Here is a 22,796-nt window from a genome sequence, read left to right on the forward strand (position 1 = left end):
TCTGATAGCTTAAGCAAATTGACAGTGGAACTCACCTTCAAGCAGTGAGACGTGCAGGCGGCGATACTGTTCGTCGCGCGCGCTGGCAGACAGCAGCATCTGGCTCATTTGCGGCAACAGGGTATTAGTGAGGATGGCGTCAACCATACGGCCGCCGGACTCCACTTCAGTGCAGCGCTGCACAATCTGCGCAATCACGCTGTCGTCGACCACCGAGGCGATACCGTGGTTCTCCTCCAGGCGGCGCTGAATGCGCTGCAGCTGCAGGCGCACAATCTGCGCCAGCATCGCATCGCTCAGCGGGTAGTACGGCACCACCAGCAGGCGACCGAGCAGCGCAGGCGGGAACACCTCCAGCAGCGGCGGGCGCAGCGCCCCGGCCAGCACTTCCGGCTCCGGCATCAGCTCCGGGTCGGCACACATCGCGTCAATCAGCTGGGTGCCGACGTTGGAAGTGAGGATGATAATGGTGTTGCGGAAGTCGATATGCCGCCCTTCGCCATCCTCCATCCAGCCTTTATCAAACACCTGGAAGAAGATCTCGTGCACGTCCGGGTGCGCTTTTTCGATCTCGTCGAGCAGCACCACGCTGTAAGGACGGCGGCGCACCGCCTCGGTCAGCACACCGCCTTCGCCGTAGCCGACATAGCCGGGAGGCGCGCCCTTAAGGGTGGAGACGGTGTGCGCTTCCTGGAATTCGCTCATATTGATGGTGATGATGTTCTGCTCGCCGCCGTACAGCGTCTCTGCCAGCGCCAGCGCGGTCTCGGTTTTACCAACGCCGGACGGGCCGCACAGCATAAACACGCCGACCGGCTTGTTCGGGTCATCAAGCCGCGCGCGCGAGGTACGCACGCGGCGGGCGATCAGCTCCAGCCCGTGGCGCTGACCAATCACCCGCTGGTTGAGGGTATCGGCCAGCTTCAGCACCGCGTCGATCTCGTTTTTCACCATGCGTCCCAGCGGGATGCCGGTCCAGTCGGAAACCACCGCCGCCACCACGTTAGCATCCACCGCGGCAAACAGCAGCGGCGCTTCCCCCTGCAGCTCGCGCAGCGCCTGCTGCTGGGCGCTGAGCTGCTGGTGCAGCGCAGCGCGATCTTCCACCTCGTCGTCGTGCAGCTGCGCCCGCAGGGCGATAATCGCATCGACCCGCGTCCGCTCCTGCTGCCAGCGCGCGCTCAGCTGGTCGCGCTGTACGGCCAGCTCGCTCAGCTGCTGCTCCAGCGCTGCCACGCGCCCGGCTTCACCCATGCCGAGACGTGCTTCGCGCCCGGCGATATCGCGCTCGATCTCCAGCGCGTGAATGCGGTGCAGGCAGTCTTCCAGCTGCGGCGGCTGCGCGCTCTGGCTGACGGCCACGCGCGCGCAGGCGGTATCTAAAAGCGCCACGGCTTTATCCGGCAGCTGGCGCGCAGGGATGTAGCGGTGCGACAGCTTCACCGCCGCCGCCACCGCTTCATCCAGCAGCAGCACGCGGTGATGCTTCTCCAGCGGGCTGACGGTGCTGCGCAGCATCAGCAGCGCTTTCTCTTCGTCCGGCTCGTGGACCTGTACGGTCTGGAAGCGCCGGGTCAGCGCCGGGTCTTTCTCAATATACTTTTTGTACTCCGCCCAGGTCGTGGCGCCGATGGTGCGCAGCTGGCCGCGCGCCAGCGCTGGCTTAAGCAGGTTAGCGGCATCACCGGTGCCCTGCTGCCCGCCCGCACCGACCAGGGTGTGGATTTCGTCGATAAACAGCACGATCGGCGTCGGGCTGGACTGCACTTCATTAATCAGCGCCTGCAGGCGCGCCTCAAACTCGCCTTTCATTCCTGCGCCCGCCTGCAGCATGCCGATATCCAGCAGCCACAGCTGCACCTCCTGCAGCGGGGCCGGAACGTCGCCGGCGGCGATGCGCAGCGCCAGCCCTTCGACCACGGCGGTTTTGCCAACGCCCGCCTCCCCGGTCAGCAGCGGGTTGTTCTGGCGGCGGCGCATCAGGATATCGACCATCTGGCGGATCTCCTCGTCACGCCCGGCCACCGGGTCAATCTTGCCGTCGCGCGCGCGCGCCGTCAGGTCCTGCGCATACTGCGCCAGCGTGCCCTGCTGCTGCGGAACGTTACCCGCGTTACCCTGCGGTGCGGCGGCAACCTGCGCCGCCTCTTTGCTGCCGTCGAATACCGCGTCGAACTGCTCCAGCAGCACGTCCATGCTGATGCGGCTGAACTGGGGCGAGATGCCTTTCAGCAGATTGGCGAGGTTGAAGGTTTTCAGCATGCCGATCAGCAGATGGCCGCCGCGGATCTGCTGCACGCCAAACTTCAGCGAGCCGTAAACCCAGGCGCGCTCCACCGCGCTGTCGATATGTTCAGAGAGGTCAGACACCGCGCTGGCCCCGCGCGGCAGCCGATCGAGCGCCGCCACGATATCGCGCGTCAGCGCCTCTTCATCCAGTGAAAAATAGCGGATCAGCTGCTGTAAATCGCCGTCCTGGTGCTGCATCAGCTGATGCAGCCAGTGAACCAGCTCCACATAAGGATTGCCGCGCAGTTTACAAAAGGCGGTGGCGCTTTCCAGAGAGGTAAATAACAGCGTATCCAGTTTGCCGAACAGTACGGCGCGGCTTATCTCTGACATGATTATTCTCAGTGGTTATAGATCTGATGGGATGGGATTCTGCCCTTAAGCAATGGGTCAGCTGACGATCTCTTCCTGCACTTCCGGGCTAAAAGTTAAGTCACTGCGCGGCTGCGGCGTCGCGGGCTGGCCGAGCCAGCTGCTGTAACCCAGCCGCCCGCTGCCGCCGAGGGTGATGCCCTGCACATCCGGCGCCGCCAGCGTCAGGCGCACGTCCCAGACGTATTCGATGCCGAGATACTGGCGCACCCAGTCGCGCAGCTGCACGGCCCAGGGTTCGCCGGGCAGCAGGCGGTTGTACTTCTCCAGCGGCAGCGGCCCCAGCTCAATACGAAACTTATGCTGCACATCGCGCACCGCCACGCCGAGGAATGCCGACTCGCCGAGGCGCGGTTTACGCCGTCCGGCCCCGAGGCTGGCGCGCTCCCGCGGGTCAATCGGCTGCCAGTGCGGCACGTTCTCCACCAGCTTTACCGGCACGCGAAAATAGTGGCGCAGGACCTTCTCCAGCCCTTCGCCGTCGCGCCCCTGGCGCGCCAGATGCCCGGCAACGGCGAAGCGGGCGTGGTCGCTCAGGCTGCCTTTTTGCAGCTGGCCCGGCTGGCCCATGCCGATCAGGCTGGCGATGTACTGCTCAAAATGGCGCTGCCCGGCGCGATCCAGCGCCACGGTCGGCTGCGCATCGGCCCAGGCGCGGTAGAACAGCAGCGTCAGCCGGTGGTGAAACAGGTCGGCAAAGGCAGTGAAGCTGTGGTCCTGCTGGTGATAGATGCGCTCACGCGCGTACTCGGTCAGGTGAACCGGCAGCGGTCCGTTAGGGCCAAACAGCCCGAAGCTGTAGATCGACACCTCATGCAGCGGGCTGCCGTCGCGCGGCGTAACGCTGGCAATGGTCGAGGGAGCAAACGCCAGCGAGGGCAGCTGGCCGATGCGCAGCGGTTCATGGCGCGGCAGCGGCGCACGCCCCAGCGGATAACGCTCCCCGCCCTGTGCATCGATGCGCCGCAGCAGCTGGAACAGGTCGTAACGCCAGGGCGCGGCCTGCAGCGCGGGCCAGAAGTCGGCGGGCAGGCGCTTCAGACGATGAATTTTTGCAGCCTGCGCGGTCATATCAGCGTCCTTTTACCCATGCGCGGTGCCCAGTAGCCGACCTCCCCACGCTGCTGGCTGTTGAGCGTCACTTCGGTGAAGGTGTTAATCGCTACCAGCCGTGAGAAAACCCGCTCCAGCACGCTGCCGAGCAGCCACGGGCTGGCGCCGGAAAACGCCTGTTCATCCACCTCCAGCTCAACGCTGATGCCGCGGGCAAACACAATCGGTCCCGGCTCCGGCACCCGGCGGAACACCGGCTTAAGCTGGCAGTGGCGAATGCCCTCAATCTGGCGCGCCACCGGGGCATCGGCCAGATTGGCATATAACCCGAGCATCTGGCGCAGCGCAGCGGCTCCCTGGCCGTTATCGCCGTCCATCAGGCTGAGGTAGTTCATCTGCAAATGGCTGATCAGCCGCCAGGCGATTTTGCCCTCGGCCAGCGCAGCACGCGGCGCCGTTGGCCCTTTGCGCAGCGTCAGCTGGCGGATCGGCACCGAGTCCGGCATCACAAAGTTGCCCTGCTGCTGCTGCAGCAGCAGCGGCAGGTCGCGGCTGGTACAGAGCACTTCCGCGCTAAGGTGGCGCAGATCTTCATGCCACGGCGCGTGCTGTTCATCCACCAGCGAGAGAAACACTTCCGAGCCGACATAGCCGGTGCGCGTGCCGTAGCGCTGCGCATGTTCCGACAGCGTGCGCTGCTCGCGGCGCAGCGAAAAGTAGGCGCCGTAGTTACCGCCGTCGTCGCTGAAGGTGCTCCAGAACGGGCGGAACAGCTGCTCCTCGCGCTGGTTGTCGCCGCTGGCGTACAGCTTCTGCACCGAGAAGATCTCGTAATCGAGCGGGCGGATGTTGTCCACCACCAGGTGATACTCATGCACGCTGTCATTCAGCTTCTGGCGCTCTGCTACCTTCGGGAACAGGTTGATCACCGGGGTGCAGTGCAGCGCCAGGTGGCTGCGGTCAATCACCCGCTCCAGCGCCTCGCTGCTTTTATCCAGCAGCAGCACGATGTCAAACTCACGCTCCCCTTCCCCTGCGCCCTGCAGCAGCGGGCGCAGCTGGCTGATGCTGATAAACTGGAAGCGCGCCGGAAAGGCAAAATACTCCTGCAGCAGGCGGTAGCCATCAAAGTTACGCAGGTCATCCGGCAGCAGCGCCTGTTCCGGTGCGAAGCCCTCCTGCTGCACCGCGCCATCATCCAGCAGCGTGCGGCGCGTGCTGGCCGTGACGCTCTGGCAGAAACCGCCCACGTAGTGCTGCATCACCAGCTCCAGCAGCTGCTGCGCCTGCATATCCGGCCCGCTGAGAAAGAACATCAGGCTGTCGAAGTTAAGGTGCGACAGCGTCACCGCTTCATCGCACTTCAGGCGGATACGCAGCGCGCTTACCGCCCCCAGCTGGCTCAGCCCAAGCTGGCCGAGCGGGATATTGGCCGGAATGCCGCCCAGCTCGACCTGTTTTATCTCCAGCGGCTGCAGCATCACGTCGTGGGCAGTGGTGTAGCTGCAGGTCACGCCGCTCTGCTTGAGGATCTGGCTGTCCATCATGGTGCCGCGCGGCACGCAGAATCCGCCGCTGATATCCCCCTTGCGGCTGTCCGGGTGCAGCTCGGCGATGGCCATCGACGGCGTCGGCGCGAGATAGTTCGGCGCGATCATCTCCAGCATGCGCTGGGAGAAACGCGGAAACTCGGCATCCATCTTCAGCTGTACGCGCGAGGTGAGAAAGGCGAAGCCCTCCATCAGCCGCTCGACATAAGGGTCGGCCACTTCATCGCCGCGCATCCCCAGACGCCCGGCAACCTTGGGATAGCGCCCGGCAAACTCGGCCCCCATCTCACGCAGGTAGGCCAGTTCGCGGTTGTAGTAATCAAGCAGCTTGCTGTCCATGACAATGACCTTCTTTATTAACCGATATCTTTCAGTTCAAAGTGACCGTTTTCCAGATCCACATCGGTACGAAACAGGAATTCAAGCGGGTACGGCACGCACCACAGGCGGCCCTTAATCTCTATCGACAGCACGTTGTGCAGGTCGAGCGATCCGGTTTCGGAGACGCAGCGCACCTGCAGGCCGCCCGGCAGAATGCGCGGCTCAAAGTTGAGGATCGCCGCCGTCAGCTTGCGCTGGATATCCAGCCACTCAATGTCCGACATGCGCTGCCCGGCCAGCGGCGCGATACCAAAGTTCAGCGTGGAGCGTTTAACCTGCGGAAAGGGGTGCAGGTCCTGCTGGGCTTCGTTGTTGATGGTGTTAAACAGCCACTGCAGGTCGCGCAGTACGTTACGGCGCAGCGAGCTGTGGGAGATCAACGTGTGGTAAGCCGCCTCCTGCTGCTTATCGGGCGCGTTATCGGTCAGGCGGTCGAGCAGCGAGGCCTGCATTTTGTCGCGCGCGCTTAAGCTTTCCTGCTGGCGCCGCTGGCGATAGCCGCCGTGCAGCAGGTCGTGCCCGTCTCCGCTGTGCTGGCTCATGATGCAGACTCCGCAGTGGCGAAGGTCAGCGTCTCCAGGTTCAGCAGCGGAAAGTCATCCTGCGCGCTGAGCCAGCTTTTTTGGCCGTGGCCGCTGAACTGCTGCTCATCGGCGCTCAGGGGCCGCCATTCGGTCAGCGATCCCAGCCGGTAACGGTCGTCGTCGTCCTGCGCCAGCGGGTAGCGCGCCGGGATCTGGCACACCTGTTCGCTGCCGTCGATCAGCCGTACCAGCGTGTGGCGCCACACCAGGTCGGTGACGCTGGCCGGGGGCTGGAAACGCAGTTCGCTGATGGCGCTGAACGGCAGCCAGCTGTACTCACCGTTAACGATCAGCTCGCACAGCGGCCCGAGGCGACCATCGCCATCAATCAGCCAGTCAAAAGCGTGCGCCTGCTCCTCACCCTGGCGCTGCAGCTGGCCGGGATTAAGCGCGGCAGCGTCAAAGGCGGCGGCACGCAGCGCCTGGGCCTGCGCGTGGTCGCCACGATGGTCGGCCCTGAGCGCCTGTAACAGCTGTTCTGCCCAGCTCCAGCTGTCGCCCGGCATACGTGGGGCATCCTCGCCGCTGAACACCCGCGCCCGCTTCAGCTCACCGCCGATCGCCTGCTCCAGCAGCGTGACCGTCGGCTGCGCCTGCGGCTTCAGCGCCCGCCAGCTTTTCAGCTGGGTCAGCGCCCGGCTCCAGTTCCCCATCAGGCACAGCAGCTGGACGAAGCTGGCGCGCAGGTCAGCATCGGCGGGCTTCTGCTTGATCTGGCCTTCCACCTGCGCCAGCGTGTCATTCAGGGACTGTCCGGCCATCAGTTGTTGTAGAGAGTGCATGATCTTTCCTTAATGAAGCGTGCTGAATGCCCCGGCGGCCGGGTCCTGCAGCTGCGGATGCAGCGCGTCCACCAGTTTGATGGTCAGGTCGGTGCTGTTACTCAGGTACGGTGACCACAGATTGCGTATCTCATTCAGGCGCTTTTGCAGCAGCGCTTTATCCGCCGCGTCCTGCGCGCTGATCTGGACTACCAGCTCGCCGCGGGCCTGAAAACCGTTCAGCTCCGGCGCGTAGGGCACCACCATCCAGCTGCCGGGCTGTTTCTCATCGCTCAGCACCATGCGCTGGTTGTTGACCGTCAGTATCTGCAGCGCGTGGGCTGGCGCTCTGTTATTCAGGCCAGCCACCGGGAAGCCCTGCAGGAAGCTCATGCGCTGGCTTTTGCTGGCGCCGTGCCCGACGAGGGTGATCTGCCCCGATCCGCTTAGCCAGCCATCAGCACCGCAGCTGACGCCACCTTTGGCCGGAACGAACAGTGCGCTGGTCTGACTGCCGCCGCGCCACCAGGTGCGGAAGTGGCAGCCGTCCATCAGGCTGAACTGCATCCACGGCGTGGTATCGGCGGGTGGGGAGAGATCTTCTGCCGCTGGCGCCGTGGGCGCCACTTCGGCCGGCGGTGTCGCCGCAGCCACGGCAGGTGCTGCGGGCGCCTCCGGCGTCACCACGGGAACCCACTCCTGCGCTTTGCTGGCGCTGCCCTGCGCCAGTTTGGCTCCGGCGCTATCGTTCATCTGCCAGTGGATCTGGCTGAGCGAAGCGCACTGGCTCTGTAATAGGCTGGCGACGCGCGGCAGGAAATCATCCAGCAGCGCCGGATCTTTCTTGCCGTTGGCGACGATGCGCAGCGGCAGTTCGCGCGCGCACCAGCTTTGCGGACTGTTGCTTTTAACGTTGTCGATCCAGATATCCAGTTTGAGCGAGCGGGACTGCACAATCTGATAGTCCTGCGCCCAGGCGCTGGACGCGAGCAGGAGTGAGAGAGCACCTGACAGCCAATATTTCATAACATCCATTTCCTGTTTCAATCACGCAGCGGAATAAACTGCGCCGCTTCCGACAGCGAGTGCAGCAGCGTTGTGTCCTGCGGCTCCCCGACCCAGACGGCCACGGCGCTGTAGTTATCCTGGCTGCCCTCCGACTGTTGTTCGTTTTTCTTAATCATCTGCTGCATCAGCGTCAGCCACTCGTCCGGCGTGTTGACCATATGCAGTGACTGCTGCATATGGTGCTGGGAAACGCCGTGCCAGAAGCCGTCGGTACACAGCAGAAACGCGTCGCCATCTTCAATCGGCACCACGTCGCTGTAGCTGGCATCGCGATCTTCATCGCCCATGCCGAGGGCAAAATAGAGCAGGTTGCCGTTGATCCCTTCGGTCTGATGCCCGGCATCCTTCATCTGCTGCACCAGGCTGTGATCGGTGGTGACGTGGTAGAGATAACCGCGGCGGAACAGATACAGGCGGCTGTCCCCGGCGTGCGCCCAGTAAGCCAGCTGGTAGTCGCGGTCGATAAACAGGCTGACCAGCGTGGTGCCCATGCGGTGATAGTCCGGTTCGCTTTTCTGCTGCTGGCGGATAGCGCCGTTGGCACCGTTGACGTACTCGCGGATCAGCTGGGCATTCAGATGCTGCTGCCCGTCAAAGCGCTGCATAATGGTGTTACGCGCCACGCTGGCGGCGATATCGCCCCCCGGCAGGCCCGCAACGCCATCGCACACCACAAAGCAGGCCGAGCGCTCACCGACGATCTCGCCGATCTGATCCTGATTGCTGGCGCGTTCACCCTGGTTCGACATTGAGGCAATGGTGATATTCATCATTCTTCCGATCTGATCTGAGAGTCTTTGTACTGGTTCACTTCCATGTCGTAGGCGTGGAGGAAGGCTTCGCCAAACAGCGTGTGGAAGTCGTCTTCTATCTCACCGGCGGTTTCGCCATAGCGTTTGGTGAAGTGATCCCACAGCGCGGCCTTGCGGCTGCTGGGCAGTGACAGGCGCGAGGTGGCTCCCTCTGCCCGCGCTTCTTCTTCCAGCTGCTGCGGGTTGAACGACTGCAGCATGGAGGCGATCAGCGCGCGGATCCCGGCGATCATCCCCAGCTGGTGCGCCTGCAGATCCACCAGCGCATCGCGCACCGACTGCTTCGGCGGCATAAAACCGGGCATGCGGCTGCCAAACATCTGCATCAGCACCGACTTACCGGAAGGCAGCAGCTTGAACGGGTTGTTGGCCTCGTCGAGGATCACCGTCATCTCCGCTTTCACCCCGCGCTTAAGGATCGAACGCGACGACAGCAGCGCCACGGTGCCCTGTGAAAACATGCTCAGCATCTGCCCCAGCTCCTGGATGGAGTCGTGGTCAAAACGCGGCGTCGGCTGCAGGTCCTGCAAACCCATGCCGCCGATCAGCGCGTTGAGCAGCTCGCCATCCAGCGTTTCACCGCCCGCTGCGGCGCTGCTCTGCTGGCTGCTGTTGGCGACCGGGTCAATGCGCAGGCGGCCTTTTGGCACCGGGGCGTTCTGGCGCACCATCGCCTGCGGGGTCGGCAGCGTAATGCCGCTGTAGTCCGGCGGCGGCGGTGCGGGTGCGGCATCGACAGGCTCATCAAACAGCGGCGAGCTGGCAAACCCGGCGTTGTCAGGCTGCTGGCTGGCGTCAGCGCCAAACAGCGAGAAGTCGCTGTCGAGCGGCGGCAGCGGGTCGTCGGCTGGCGCGCTTTGCGCGTCGCTCGCTTCGGGCTGGGCGGCGGCGTCAGGCTGCACGTGCGGCGGCGGCGGCGGCGTAATTATCGGCGCGCTCTGCTGGCCAGGCTCCTCATCCAGCGGCGCCAGCGGCACGGCGCTACCCATCATCAGGCCCAGCGGGTCGTCGCTGTTAACCTGCGCCGGGCTGCTGCCGGCGCCAAACAGTGCCAGCGGGTCCTGCTCATCCTGCGGCTTGCTGTCCGGCAGCGGGCTTTTAGCACCGGGCTGCTGGAACAGCGTGCTCGGGGTGCTGTCATCGAAGATGCTTTCCTGCTTGAACAGCGGGTCAGGCTCGAACAGGCTCTCCGGCGTCTGCTGGCGGCGATCGAAGTTGAGCGGCTCGCTGCCCTGCCCCAGCTGCGCCAGCGGGTCGGCCGGGTTTCGCTCTGCGGCAGCGGGCGCGGTGAGCGGGTTGGCATAGCTCTCTGCACTTTTATTCTGCCGGCGGCTGGAGAGGTTGTCGGAGATGGAGAACTCCTGCGCCAGGCTGTCCCAGATCTCGCTGGGAATGGCGGCAGTCTGCGCGGCCTGTTTTGCCAGCGGGGCAGCAGCAGGCGCCGCAGCGGCAGCTGCACTTTGCGGGCGCGCAGCCGTCGGGGCCACCGTCGGCTGCACCAGCGGGCGTGCTACCTCGCCCAGCTCGCTGACCTGCAGGCGATAGTCATCAATGCCCAGCACATCGCCATCCTGCAGCTCCACCTGACGGCCGCGCTCCAGCGGGATATCGTTGAGCAGCACGCGCGTCACGTTGCCACGGTTGGTGATACGGCACTCACCGTCGGCGCTGATGTGCACAATCGCCTGCAGCCGTGAAATGGTGCGATCGTCGTCCGGCAGCACCAGGTTATTGTCAACGCCACGGCCAATCGTGCCGCCGGGTGGCAAGAAATCGCAGCTGCTCTGCGGCGGCTGATGACCCTGTTTGGTGGTTATAATCGTAAATCGCATAAGATGTTCCTGCTCAGGTGTGTTCGGCATCTGCACTGCGCCCGTCTCGGCAGGGAAACTAAAACGGGCGAAATTCAGGTAGCGGTAGGCGCGGGGAAATCAGTTTTTGAGAATGTTATCTAGCTGCTTAATGCGTTTCATGCGGGTCACATCCGGCTGTAGTTGGCTGACGAACATTTTTAAGCGGGAGTAGCGGCATTAATAACGCCGCACTTAATCAATAATAAAAAATATTTTTCTTTCCTGTCTGACAGCTTAATTACCTGTTATAGCCGCTGAAGCGAACGATCAGGCTTTTCCTATAAAGTTTAATAACCAGCAGGCTTTGCCGCTATGAATAACGCAGGAACCATAATCGTGAGAGTGTCTTTCTGAAGTTTTTTTTTGCCGGGCAGCCATAAATCGCATTATGGCTGCCCGGATTGGATTGATTAGTAAGGCATCTCACCAAACTGGGCGATGCGCTGTTTATTCATTCTGATGATACAGTTGTTAGCTGCGGTTTTGTTTGCAGAGCTGCCCTCTTCGGCGACCAAGGACTCCATTTTGCATTGATTCTCTCTAAATTTTACCCATGCGCGCTGTCCATCCAGTAAAGCCAACTGCAGGGGCTTTTCATAGCTTGCGTCATTACTGTATGCAGCGGTGATTTTTTTCTTTGCTTCGCCATACGCTTTATTAAGCGCTACCTCTGACTCGTCTTTATTCTTCTGGACACAATCATAAACACCACCCGTTGAATCCATCTTAGAACAATCCTGCTCTGCCAGCGCCGCAAAGCTGGAAAATGATAATGACAACAGGGCGACAGATAATAACTTCTTATTCATAAACAATCCTTTCAGCGATTTCTTTTCAAAAAACCTACGCGATTTCGTCCACCCTCATACTGCGATAATTCAGGTGTGGTTTCAATGTAGTTAATGAGTGTATCGATATCATTAGACATACATTTCTTCATGGTATTTTCACTTTTGAAGCCCTGATAAACGAAATCCACGGTCAGGGCTCGCACGGCGGGCTTGAGGTTTTCCCAAGTCGGTCTTTGCGGGATATTCGCCGTACGTAAATCATAAAAATGGTGGGCCGTCTCAACATAACGTGGATAGATCAGTTCGAAAAGGCGGACTTGCATTTGATGAGTGATAGTTCCAATTGCGGCACGATTGTCCCTGACAAATGCTTTAGCAGCGGCCCCGCTCTTGCCATGCGACTTCGCTATCTGCTGAGCCTGAGCCAGTGGCACGCCCGCCTGCGTCAGGTCGCTGATAATGCTCGACTCTGAACGCATCTTCATGTCATAACCTCGCCCAATAGTGACTCCGGAATCATCGCTTGGACAGTGAATATGGCGGCTGAAGTTGTTTCGGCTGGGGTTATCGCCCCCCTCCGCATCGAATGTCACCTGCCCGGCACTGACGGTCAGCGTCCCTGAGGTGGCGGGCGTGTTAGCCGGTGGCGTTGAGCGCGCAGGCGGTGCGACACGCCCCGGTGCGTTACCCCGAATCAGATAACTGTAACTTTTACCATTTGCATCAATCACCCCATCCGGCCGGGCCATAAAACGCGACTGAAAGTCTTTAATCGCTTGAATGGTTTTCGGGCCAATGCGGCCATCATCTCGGATCTGCGGGAAGCCATTGCGCTGAAGCAGCTGCTGAACTTGTTTAACGTCGCCGAAATGGTTTTTACCACCCTGGCCGACTGAAGCCATAATAGCCATTTACTCTCCTCACGTTACTGTTTCAATTGCGGGGGGAATCCCTGTAAATCGGCTGGTATCCTGGCAGCCTGAGGCATCATGGATTATCCAGCACGTATCAGACACATGGCTCACCGACTAGATGCCTTTCATCTCTCTGATTATTCTTAGTCTTTACCTGTTATCACGGCATACAGAGGTTAAGTCACAATAACGAGCCGTCTTCTAAATCATCTTAGTCACTGAGCATTTGTCTGATTTATGGTCAACTGAAATACTAAACAGCCGGCGCTGGACCTGGTGGCCGCCATGTTTTTCCAAAACGTCGACCCGATCCTGCCCCGGTTGTTCACTCTACCCGATTAAATACTCGATGCGTTGCCGTGAAACTTTTCGGAGATGCCCACCCATAGCGAGTGGGCAGTAGCATTACGCTTCTTTGTTTTCTTTGATATTCCAGCCAGCGCTGCTCTCAGCGCCTTTACCACCGGAAGTGCTCTGCTCCCAGTACTGCTGTTTCACTTTCGCCGCCTGGAAGGCATAGGTCACACCCAGCGTGTCATCATGCTCTGAACCCACAAACTGAACGCTGGTCACCAACACGTCTTCCAGCGTAATGCGGGTATATTCAACCTGAGTACCACCCGCTTTGCAGACAGACACTTCTACTTTTGCTACGTGCTTACCGCTAGCGCAGTTCTTCAGCAGTGCTGTAACGGCTTTATCAATTTTTGCATTGATGTGCAGGTCATTAAAGTTCACTTTACCGGCACCGCCACCGCCACCCACAGACATGTTGCCCGGCTGAGAAGCACCCCAAGAGAATGAATCAATATCGATCCAGCCAGTGTGATTAGAATCTTTTGATTCGCCAGTCACACCGTCAACCTTCATATACATATCAATAGCCATAGTTATCTACTCTCATTAGTTAAAGTTTTTGCTTTTACCCTGCTTCCTTCAGGAAACCTTTGGGTCTAGATAAAGCACTGATATGGCAAACAGGAAAGCAATGGGGCTGAATAAAACAGTCCATATTTCACCTCTGCCTTGCTTCTGAATATCACTAGATGGATATGTCAGAGGAGATAGCTATTAATAACCCGCAGGATTTAATAGCTAAATTTTCTTATCCCAGCAGCATCGTTCGCAACACGACAAATTAAAAAAAAGGTTGTCATTTATTTTGCCATACTGGAGCCCGCTAAGGGTTAATGTCTTATGTCATTGGGTATTGACTTATCCTACCCTCAGCCATTACTGATTTTTTAGGATGTCTTCTTAAATAGCGCAACAAGCGTTCAATCACTTAACCTAAGCTTTTCACCAATAGCGTAGACAACTACTGATGCGGTGATTAATAAAATAAAAATCACCGTATGAATCAACTTATCTAACGCACTCACATTCCAATCAAACCAGAATAAATAATATCCCAGCGAGCTAAAAAACAATAAAGCTGAAAGAGAAATAATCAAATTAGCAGCTAACCACTTAATAATTCGTTTAAACATTCAAAACCTCGAAAACATCATTAAGAGATCACTGCTAATCTAATGATTAATGTGCTTCATTCAACTCTATGATTCGTTTCGCGTTAACCCTTCGCATCCCCCTAGAGAGAATGCTTTTTAAAGGGTTAACAGCCCGGTGGCACCCAATGGCCACCGGTACATTCAGCGTAGACTTACGCGTCGTTCGACTTCAGCGATGGCAGTTTGGATACCAGGCGCAGCGACACGGTCAGGCCTTCCAGCTGGTAGTGCGGGCGCAGGAAGAACTTCGCGGCGTAGTAGCCCGGGTTGTCTTCAATCTCTTCTACCTGCACTTCGGCGGAGGCCAGCGGCTTACGCGACTTGGTCTCCTGCGAGGAGTTAGCCGGGTCGCCGTCGACGTAGTTCATCACCCAGTCGTTCAGCCAGCGCTCCATCTCGTCACGCTCGCGGAAGGAGCCGATCTTGTCGCGCACGATGCACTTCAGGTAGTGCGCAAAGCGGCAGCAGGCGAACAGGTACGGCAGGCGCGCGGCCAGACGGGCATTGGCTGTGGCATCGGGATCGTGGTACTCCGCCGGTTTCTGCAGCGACTGTGCGCCAATAAAGGCGGCAAAGTCGGAGTTCTTGCGGTGCACCAGCGGCATAAAGCCGTTCTTCGCCAGCTCGGCTTCGCGACGGTCGCTGATGGCGATCTCGGTCGGGCACTTCATGTCCACGCCGCCGTCGTCGCTCGGGAAAGTGTGGCACGGCAGGTTTTCCACTGCGCCGCCGGACTCCACGCCGCGAATCGACGTACACCAGCCGAAGTCCTTGAACGAGCGGTTGATGTTGGCCGCCATCGCGTAAGCGGCGTTGGTCCAGGTGTAGTTGCCGTGATTCGCGCCGTCGGTCTCTTCCTCAAAGTCGAAGCTGTCCACCGGGTTGGTACGGATGCCGTAAGGCAGGCGCGACAGGAAGCGCGGCATCACCAGGCCGAGGTAGCGCGCATCTTCCGACTCGCGCAGGCTACGCCACGCGGCGTACTCGGTGTTCTGGAAGATCTTGGTCAGGTCGCGCGGGTTTGCCAGCTCCTGCCAGGACTCCATCTGCATCACCCCCGGCGCGGTACCGGTGATAAACGGGCAGTGGGCGGCCGCGCCAATGCGGGCCATCTCGCTCAGCAGCTCAACATCCTGCGGGCCGTGGTCGAAGTAGTAGTCGCCGACCAGGCAGCCAAACGGCTCGCCGCCGAACTGGCCATACTCTTCTTCGTAGACTTTCTTGAAGATTGGGCTCTGGTCCCAGCCCACGCCTTTATAGCGCTTAAGGGTGCGGCCCAGCTCCTGCTTGGAGATGCTCATAAAGCGGATTTTCAGCATCTCGTCGGTTTCGGTGTTGTTCACCAGGTAGCTCAGACCGCGCCACGCCCCTTCCAGCTTCTGGAAATCGTCGTGGTGGATAATCTGGTTCACCTGCTTTGACAGCTTCTCGTCGATCTCGGCGATCAGAGCCTGAATGGTGCGGTAAGCATCGTTGGAGACGGTAACGGTGTTCTCCAGCGCCTGCTGCGCCAGAGTTTTGACCGCGCTCTCGACGGCATTACGCGCCTGATCGCTTTTCGGGCGGAACTCTTTGTTCAGCAGCGCGCTGAACTCGTCCTGGCTCCAGGCCTGCTGCTCCTGCGCCAGCGACTGCTGGGATGGGTTGCTCATCAGTTACTCCTCTTTAGCGCTGCTGTCCGCTGCGGCATCGTCTGATTTCGGCAGGTGGCTGAGGGATTGCAGCAGCGTGGGATCCTGCAGGATTTTGGCGATCAGCTCTTCCGCACCGTTTTTGCCGTCCATATAGGTCAGCAGGTTAGAGAGCTGGGTGCGCGCTTCCAGCATCTGGTTGAGCGGCTCGACCTTGCGCGCCACCGCGTCCGGCGAGAAGTCTTCCATGCTGTTGAAGGTCAGGTCGATGTTCAGACGCCCTTCCCCGGTCAGGGTGTTATCAGCCTGGAACGCCACGCGCGGTTTCAGCGACTTCATGCGCTCGTCGAAGTTATCTATATCGATCTCAAGGAACTTGCGCTCGTCCACGCCCGGCTGAGCGTCGACGGGTTTACCGACCAGGTCGGCCATCACGCCCATGATAAAAGGCAGTTCGATTTTGCGTTCTGCGCCGTAGATCTCCACGTCGTACTCGATCTGTACGCGGGGCGCGCGATTACGGGCAATGAATTTCTGCCCACTGGATTTACTGACTGGCATGGTGTTCTCCATTGGATGTGCGCGTACAAAAATATTGCGCCGCAAGCGTTAGCTATCGCGACGCCCGAAAAGAGTTTCCAGCTGATGCACGCCGTCCGGCGCGAGGTCGCGGATGATCTCCATAAAGTCCAGCTCGACCATACGCTGCACCCGCTCGATCATCAGCGGCGCCGGGTGGCTGGGTTCGTGCCGGACAAAATAGTGTTTCACCTTCTCCAGCATCAGCTGCGCATCGGCGCGTGAGCTGAGCTGCACCGTGCGCCAGTCGGCAGACTGCGGCGCGCTCTTAGGCGTTGGCTCAGCGGCGCTGCTGCTGGAAGGCGGTGGGATCAGGCTGCTGAGATCGGTGCTCTGACAGGCGGCGGCCACCGTGTTGACGGTTTTCAGCAGCTGCTCCATCTCCGGCAGGCCGCCGTTGCCCAGCTGCTCGGTGACGGTTTCACGAATGGTCAGCAGGCGTTCGGCTATCAGCACCACCGCTTCAGGGCCGGGACCGCCGCGCGCCAGCTCATCCTGCAGGCGGGTCAAACCGCCGGGATAGCCGGGGCAGTCGGTCTTGCTGCCGTCGAGCAGCGAACAGGCATCGCGCAGGCTGATCTCGTCGGACGCATGGCGTATCAGCGCGGCCTGGCGCAGGGCGGTGCTGAGCGCCGATTTATCACTCAGCGCCGCCAGCGCGTTAACGCGGTAGAACGGGTCGTGCTGCCCGTCCTCTTCCAGCAGCGGCCAGAGCGGTTCCCAGTAGAGCAGCAGCGCCTGCTGCACCAGCAGCAGGCCGTTGGCATAGCCGCGCAGCCCTTTCAGCTGGGTCCAGGCGCGGGTCAGCGCCAGCATCACGCGCAGATCTTTACTGCGCTCCAGCAGGCTGAGGGCCAGCTGCTCGACTTTGTTCCAGTCGGCGGGTTCCGCCGGGATGATGGTGTCGCCAAACTGCTGTTCGGCTTTACCGGCGCAGGCCTGCTCCATCGCCATATAGTCGGCGTCATATTCGAGGTTTTCGCCGCAGGGCTGCTCGCTGCTGACAGGGGTAAGAAGCGCATCGATATTCATCGGATTTCCTATTCAAACATCGGCGGATAAAGGCCGTTCCGACCGGGTTTGGCACCCGCCGCCGGGTCGAACAGCATCGTAAACAGTTGGCTGGTGAAGTTGCCGCTGTGCAGATGGGTGTAGAGCGGGTAACCGTCGGTGCGGTTGGTCCACCAGAAGCTGGTGTACTGCTGCGGGCTGAAGCAGTCCGCCACCTGTGACCAGCCGAGGGTGTTCTCTTCCGCCGGCTGACCAATCACCGCCAGAATGCCGGAGGTGTCTAAGTGTTCGGGCTGCGGCGGTGCCGGAATGGTCAGCAATACCTGGTCAAGCTGTTCGGCGGAGTAGCCGTTGCGCACCGCGTGCAGCAGCGTGCGCCCGAGCTGCTGATACCACTCCCCCGCCAGCGCCAGCTGCTGCGCCGACCACTGCGCCGGATTGAAGCTCAGTAGCGCGCACAGCGGGTAGCGGCGGCCCACGCTGTCTTTACCCGGTAGCAGGCAGCCCATCTGCACCTGCTGGCTGCCCAGCATCGGCGGCACCACGAAGTTCCATACCGGGGCATTGGCAAACTGACGGCGGCTCTCTGAGGGCTGCTCCTCACCGTTCTGCCAGTTAAGCAGGCCAACCTGGAACCAGTGGCTCCACTGGTTAAACAGCACATCGGGAAAGCGGCGCTTGAGAAAATCTCCGGCGCTGGGCAATTTGCCGTACCAGCTAATCACGGGCGTCTGGCTCATTCTCTTCTCCTCACGGCTACGGGCACGAGAACCCGGGAAGCTGGAACGGATTGCGGATACTGTTCGGGGTGAACTCCAGCGTCACACGGTGACCATCGACATTAAAGGTGGCCTGGCGGCTCAGGCTGCTGCTACCTGCGCTCTGCTGGGCGCGGTCAAAGAAGCGGTTCAGCGCCCAGGAGCCGTTGGTCACCAGCGTCGAGGTGGTGCCGTTGGCCAGCCCGAGCTGCATACGCACCTGGTTGGTGCCGCCGCTGCCCGGCCAGCTCATCAGCTGTACCGCCTGCGGGCCGTGGCTGTAGCGCAGCAGCTGACCGTCAACGTCCAGCGTCAGGGTGAGGATGTCGTTATCCATCCGCACCGTGCGCACCGTCACGCGGAATGACGGCGTGGTAGAGCCGTTGGCAAAGAAGGCGTCGCGAATACTCTGCGCCTGCTGGAACGGGCGCAGAATACTCTCGCCGCCCGGCAGGGTTTTGCCATCAATGCCTGGCGTAAAGCGCCACGCCGACTGGGTGGTATCCACCTTGTTGGCCAGGTTATCGCGGAAGAAACTGTCCATCAGGCCGCTGCCCGGAGCGAACATGCGCGCCAGATCGTCCGGGGTGACTTCACTGCGCCCGGAACGCACCAGCGGATAACGCCCGGCTATCGCCTGGCGGCAAAAGCCGCCGACTTCGACGTTGATGCGTTTACGCACGTTGTCGAGGTCACGGCGCTGGGTGTCGCTGCTGGCGCCAACCGCCATACTGGTAAACATGTTTTGCAGCGAGCCGGGCAGCCTGCCCGCACTGGCCTGCAGGTGGCTGATCGCCTCACCCGCCGGCGGTGGCATGCCGCTGTTGGCGGCGTCCTGCACCGCCGTCAGGTAGCGATACAGGTCGTCAATCTGCTTAAGGAAGTCGTCGAAGGCGATGGTTTTACCCCCCTCTTCCAGCGGATCGGCCAGCTCAATAATCGGCGCGAAGTGGTTAGCCACTGCCTGCTCCGGCGTCTGCTGTACCGCCGCGCCGGGGCTGTGCTGGCGCGAGCGGAACAGCGCCTGCAGGGTCCGCGTGGCGCTGTTATCGCTGACGCTGTCGGCGGGCTTAGCGGCTTTGTCATCGCCCTGCGGCACTTTTTCCAGCACCAGATAGTGGCTGAGGTTAATCACCAGCTTGCGCAGCGGCGAGCTGCTGCTGGAGAGCAGCCGCGCGCTGTTGATGCGCTGCGCCAGGTCGGCGCTGCCGTTGAGCTGGATATCCTGCAGCAGCCCGTCCCACTGGCGAATATAGTCGCTGATATAGAGCTGGCGCACCGCCGCATCGGTCTGCTGCTGCGTCTCGCCCTGTACCTGACCGCCGAGCACCCACTGGTCATCGTCATGCAGCGCTTTGGTCACCTCAGCGATGTTTTTGTCGAAGCTGTTCCAGTAACCGTCCGGGGTGTATAGCCCCGGGATGGTGTCAGCAATCGAGCGCCCGCTCTTGCGCGAAAACACCAGCTCGCTCTGCGGCCCGCCGAGCGAAGCCAGCGACACCGCCCGTAAGCTGTCATCACGTTCCAGCAGGCGCTTCAGGCGTCCGTAGACGCGCTGCGACAGCGGCATCTGATTAATCAGCGCCTGCTCGCGCTTTACCAGCGCATCATCCCGGGCATACGGTGAGGCCTGAATCTGGTTCTCCAGCAGCTGGCTGAGATGCCACTCCAGCTGCTTCACCTGCGCCTGAGCGACGTTTTGCGGCAGAGTGCGCTGGATATTCAGCATCAGCCAGGCGTGCAGGAATTTGCCGTCGTAGTGTTTCGGCTGATACAGCATCTGATAGGCTTTCAGCGCTTCATAGCTGTAGTCGGCATCGCTGCCGTTATCGTTACGCAGCCAGGTGGTAATCAGCTGCGCCACCTGCGGCATCAGCATCTGCTGCAGCGCTTTCTGGTACAGCGCCTGGGTGGCATCGCTGACTTCCGCGCCGCGATACAGCCCCATGCGGCGGGTCAGCGGCGGTGAGTTAAGGTCAAACTCGTCGCTCTCCGGCAGGTGCAGCACGCTATTAAGGAACGGCAGCAGCGCAAAGAGATCGCGCGGGTCGCTGCCCTGCAGCGCCGTGCTCTGGCGCGCCACTTCCGGCACCCGCGCCTGGACTTGCTGCAGGTAGCTTTTGTTGTTGCCGTAGCTGGTGAACCACAGCAGCGAGGCCACCACCAGCACGGCAGCCAGAGCGATATAGCCGGACCACAGCAGCGCGCGGTTGCGCAGCTCCCACCAGCGGTTGCTGCCCGCCAGACCGGCTTCAGCAAACACCACTTTTTGCAGCATATCCTTCAGGAAGAAGCTCTGACCTTTGTTGCCGGGGATCGGCGCCTCTTTACTGACCTGCTGCCAGCTGCCCTGAACGCCGCTGTCATCCTGCGGCAGCTGCATGGCGCGGTTCAGTTCGCCCATCACGCGGTCAAACGGCAGCCCCTCTTGAGTGCCGCTGGCGAAATAGATGCCGCGCGGCGAGAACTGGGTTTCAAAGTTGGAGCGGGCAAACACAGTGTCGAGGTAGTCGGCCAGCAGCGGGCGCAGCGCGGCGAACTCCTGCGGGAAGAGGAAACTTTCCGCGCGCGCTTTGGCATCGCTCTCCTGCAGTAGCGTGTCCGCCAGCCCGGCGTCCAGCCGCTGCTGCAGCAGGGCGAACTCCTGAGTGAAGGCCGCCATCAGATCGAAATCGGCCAGCCGCGCTTTATCCCACGGGAAGGTGAAGCCCCAGATCTGCTCGCGCTGCGCCTTATCGAATTTGGCGAAGTAAGCGCGGAAGCCCTTCAGCAGGTCCGCTTTGGTCACCAGGACATAGACCGGGAAGCGAATACCAAGCTGTTCGTGCAGCTCCATCAGGCGCTGGCGCAGCGCCACCGCCTGCTGCTGCGACGCCTCCGCCGACTGGGTCAGCAGGTCGGAGATGCTGACGGTGACGATCACGCCGTTGATCGGCTGGCGGCCGCGATATTTGCGCAGCAGGCCGATAAAGCCCTGCCACTCGCTGGCGTCCTGCTGCTGCTGACTCTCCTGGGTGGTGTAGCGCCCGGCAGTATCCAGCAGCACCGCTTCGTTGGTGAACCACCAGTCGCAGTTGCGCGTGCCGCCAATGCCGCGCAGCGCGGACTTACCAAAGCGGTCGGCCAGCGGAAACTGCAGGCCGGAGTTAACCAGCGCGGTGGTTTTACCCGCCCCGGGCGCGCCGATAATCACGTACCACGGCAGCTGATATAGATACTGACGGCTGAAGCGCTGCGCCCAGAACGGCGAGCGGCCGCTGGCGTGAGAGAAGTGCGCTTTTTTCAGCAGCTCGGAGGCTTCGTTAAAGCGCTCCGCCAGCACCCGGTCTTCGCTGGTCAGACGCGGGCTCTCCCCATCTGGCGACTCCCCCGGCGTGGTTTTCAGGCTGCCCATCAGCTTACGGTTCAGCCAGCTGTTATAGAGGCGCGGCACCACGTTGCCCAGAGCCCACACCAGGTAGAGCAGCCCAATACTGATCTGGCGGTTGACTTCCGGCTCCAGCGGGCGTGAATCGACAATCGAAAACACCGGGCCAATCACCCAGATAATAAACGACAGCGCGGTGATACCAACAAAGCCCCACAGCAGGCGGTTGGTTAAGACGGCAAACAGAATATTCAGCATCAGTGAGTTCCTTGCACCTGGCCGTTAAGCTGGGCCTGGGTATTTCCCGGTGCCACCAGCAGGGTGATCTCGACCCGGCGATTGCGCGCGCGGTTAGCGGCGCTGTTGTTCGGCGCGATGGGGTTGCTCTCCCCACGCCCTTCCGCTTTGACGCGCTGCGGCTGGGAGAGATGCTGCTGCAGCTGTTCGGTGACCGACTGCGCGCGCGCCAGCGACAGTTCATAATTCGAGGCAAAACGGGCGCTGCGGATTGGCACATTGTCGCTGTAGCCCACCACCAGAATGCGCCCGCTGACATTGTTCATCGCCGCCGCGATGCGGTTGAGCACGCTGGCGTAGCCGTCGCTCACCGAGGTGGCGGCCGAGCTGAACAGGCCATCACCTTTCAGCGTCACCACGCTGCGGTCGGCTTCGTCACGCACCGACACCAGCCCCTGTTCGATCTCCGGGCGCAGGAAGGTTTTCAGGTCCAGCGCGGCAGGCGGTGCTGGCGCCGGATCGTGGATAGTGACTTCCGGCAGCGCGGTCTGATAAACCGAGGCCAGCACCGGGCTGGTGTAATCCCCAAGACGCCAGTTGAGCAGGATGTAGAGCAGGCAGGCGAGGAAACCCACCACGGCGGTGCAGGCCCAGAGCGGCACCACCGGGCGCCAAAGCTTGCGCGTCACCGGGTGATCTTCCGGGTGGACCGACAGCGGCGGCGCATAGCTGCCGCGCACTGAGCGGATCATCTGCAGCAGGCGCTGCTTGATGGTTTCCAGCTGCGAGCGGCCGTTATCCATGACCCGGTAACGTCCTTCGAAGCCCATCTGCAGGCAGAAGTTAATCAGCTCCAGCAGCGCAATCTGTTCACGCGGCGTCTGCGACAGGCGTGCCAGCAGCTGGAAAAATTTCTCCCCGCCCCAGGTTTCATTGTGAAACGTCACCAGCAGGCCGCTGCCCGGCCAGACGCCCCGCCCGCCCCACGGAGTGAGCGCGGCGGCTTCATCCAGCGCGGTGCACAGGCAGTAACGGGCGCCGATAATCGCTTCATACGGCAGCCCGGCGCGCTGGCAGTTCATCTCAAACTGGCGGATCTCATCGATCAGGCGCTGGCGTAAACCGGCGGGATCGGGGTGGGAAACCGAATGGCGGATTTGCGGGATAGCATTCAGCAGCGGATTGGCCGCCGCCACCAGCGGGTTATGGCTGTTGGCCCCGGAAACCCAGGCTTGCGCATCGGCGTGTCGTTCCTGTTTCATGGTGATTCATTC

Annotated in this window: 18 protein-coding genes; all 18 read right to left on the reverse strand. The window is 61.0% G+C overall.

All coding sequences use genetic code 11. The features are described 5' to 3' along the window. Window positions 1–9: 9 nt before the first annotated feature. Window positions 10–2,622: a type VI secretion system ATPase TssH gene (tssH, locus tag ID864_RS05675; RefSeq protein ID WP_191149539.1), complete on the reverse strand. Its 2,613-nt coding sequence runs from the start codon at window positions 2,620–2,622 to the stop codon at window positions 10–12. Between the two features lie 57 nt (window positions 2,623–2,679). Further along, window positions 2,680–3,732 (reverse strand): type VI secretion system baseplate subunit TssG, encoded by a 1,053-nt coding sequence (tssG, locus tag ID864_RS05680; RefSeq protein WP_191149540.1) that lies wholly within the window; start codon window positions 3,730–3,732, stop codon window positions 2,680–2,682. Beyond that, window positions 3,729–5,603 (reverse strand): type VI secretion system baseplate subunit TssF, encoded by a 1,875-nt coding sequence (tssF, locus tag ID864_RS05685; protein WP_191149541.1) that lies wholly within the window; start codon window positions 5,601–5,603, stop codon window positions 3,729–3,731. Before tssF ends, tssG begins: the two co-directional genes overlap by 4 nt. 17 nt (window positions 5,604–5,620) lie before the next feature. Further along, a complete protein-coding gene (gene tssE, locus ID864_RS05690; protein WP_191149542.1) occupies window positions 5,621–6,187 on the reverse strand; it encodes a type VI secretion system baseplate subunit TssE in 567 nt (188 codons plus the stop codon). After that, window positions 6,184–7,011, reverse strand: a complete 828-nt coding sequence (locus ID864_RS05695) for a type VI secretion system accessory protein TagJ (protein ID WP_048914732.1) — start codon at window positions 7,009–7,011, stop codon at window positions 6,184–6,186. The genes tssE and ID864_RS05695 overlap by 4 nt, the downstream gene beginning before the upstream one ends. A 9-nt stretch (window positions 7,012–7,020) precedes the next feature. Next, complete coding sequence (locus ID864_RS05700) at window positions 7,021–8,016, reverse strand: hypothetical protein (RefSeq protein WP_048914731.1); 996 nt, start codon at window positions 8,014–8,016, stop codon at window positions 7,021–7,023. A 17-nt stretch (window positions 8,017–8,033) separates the two neighbouring features. Further along, entirely contained in the window at window positions 8,034–8,828 is a 795-nt protein-coding gene (locus ID864_RS05705; protein WP_048914730.1) for a PP2C family protein-serine/threonine phosphatase, read from the reverse strand. Beyond that, the gene (gene tagH / locus ID864_RS05710; RefSeq protein WP_048914729.1) at window positions 8,828–10,702 is read right to left on the reverse strand and encodes a type VI secretion system-associated FHA domain protein TagH; all 1,875 of its coding nucleotides are present in this window, start codon (window positions 10,700–10,702) and stop codon (window positions 8,828–8,830) included. Before tagH ends, ID864_RS05705 begins: the two co-directional genes overlap by 1 nt. A 431-nt stretch (window positions 10,703–11,133) precedes the next feature. After that, window positions 11,134–11,532, reverse strand: a complete 399-nt coding sequence (locus ID864_RS05715) for a lysozyme inhibitor LprI family protein (RefSeq protein ID WP_048914727.1) — start codon at window positions 11,530–11,532, stop codon at window positions 11,134–11,136. An 11-nt stretch (window positions 11,533–11,543) separates the two neighbouring features. Then, the gene (locus tag ID864_RS05720; RefSeq protein WP_048914726.1) at window positions 11,544–12,425 is read right to left on the reverse strand and encodes a peptidoglycan-binding protein; all 882 of its coding nucleotides are present in this window, start codon (window positions 12,423–12,425) and stop codon (window positions 11,544–11,546) included. A gap of 408 nt (window positions 12,426–12,833) precedes the next feature. Beyond that, the gene (locus tag ID864_RS05725) at window positions 12,834–13,316 is read right to left on the reverse strand and encodes an Hcp family type VI secretion system effector (protein ID WP_048914725.1); all 483 of its coding nucleotides are present in this window, start codon (window positions 13,314–13,316) and stop codon (window positions 12,834–12,836) included. A gap of 389 nt (window positions 13,317–13,705) precedes the next feature. Further along, complete coding sequence (locus ID864_RS05730; protein ID WP_143355030.1) at window positions 13,706–13,918, reverse strand: hypothetical protein; 213 nt, start codon at window positions 13,916–13,918, stop codon at window positions 13,706–13,708. 173 nt (window positions 13,919–14,091) lie between these two features. Next, window positions 14,092–15,591: a type VI secretion system contractile sheath large subunit gene (tssC, locus tag ID864_RS05735; protein ID WP_048914724.1), complete on the reverse strand. Its 1,500-nt coding sequence runs from the start codon at window positions 15,589–15,591 to the stop codon at window positions 14,092–14,094. A gap of 3 nt (window positions 15,592–15,594) precedes the next feature. Next, window positions 15,595–16,131, reverse strand: coding sequence for a type VI secretion system contractile sheath small subunit (gene tssB / locus ID864_RS05740; RefSeq protein WP_048914723.1), 537 nt, complete (start codon window positions 16,129–16,131; stop codon window positions 15,595–15,597). Window positions 16,132–16,179: 48 nt separating this feature from the next. After that, complete coding sequence (gene tssA, locus ID864_RS05745) at window positions 16,180–17,181, reverse strand: type VI secretion system protein TssA (protein ID WP_191149543.1); 1,002 nt, start codon at window positions 17,179–17,181, stop codon at window positions 16,180–16,182. Window positions 17,182–17,189: 8 nt separating this feature from the next. Continuing rightward, complete coding sequence (gene tagF / locus ID864_RS05750) at window positions 17,190–17,900, reverse strand: type VI secretion system-associated protein TagF (protein WP_048914721.1); 711 nt, start codon at window positions 17,898–17,900, stop codon at window positions 17,190–17,192. A 16-nt stretch (window positions 17,901–17,916) separates the two neighbouring features. Further along, window positions 17,917–21,543 carry a type VI secretion system membrane subunit TssM gene (tssM, locus tag ID864_RS05755; protein ID WP_191149544.1) on the reverse strand — a complete coding sequence of 1,209 codons (3,627 nt, stop codon included), beginning with the start codon at window positions 21,541–21,543 and terminating at the stop codon, window positions 17,917–17,919. Beyond that, the gene (locus ID864_RS05760; protein ID WP_048914719.1) at window positions 21,543–22,784 is read right to left on the reverse strand and encodes a DotU family type VI secretion system protein; all 1,242 of its coding nucleotides are present in this window, start codon (window positions 22,782–22,784) and stop codon (window positions 21,543–21,545) included. The genes tssM and ID864_RS05760 overlap by 1 nt, the downstream gene beginning before the upstream one ends. Window positions 22,785–22,796 lie beyond the last annotated feature (12 nt).

The organism is Erwinia aphidicola (genome assembly GCF_014773485.1).
Taxonomy (GTDB): Bacteria; Pseudomonadota; Gammaproteobacteria; order Enterobacterales; family Enterobacteriaceae; genus Erwinia; species Erwinia aphidicola.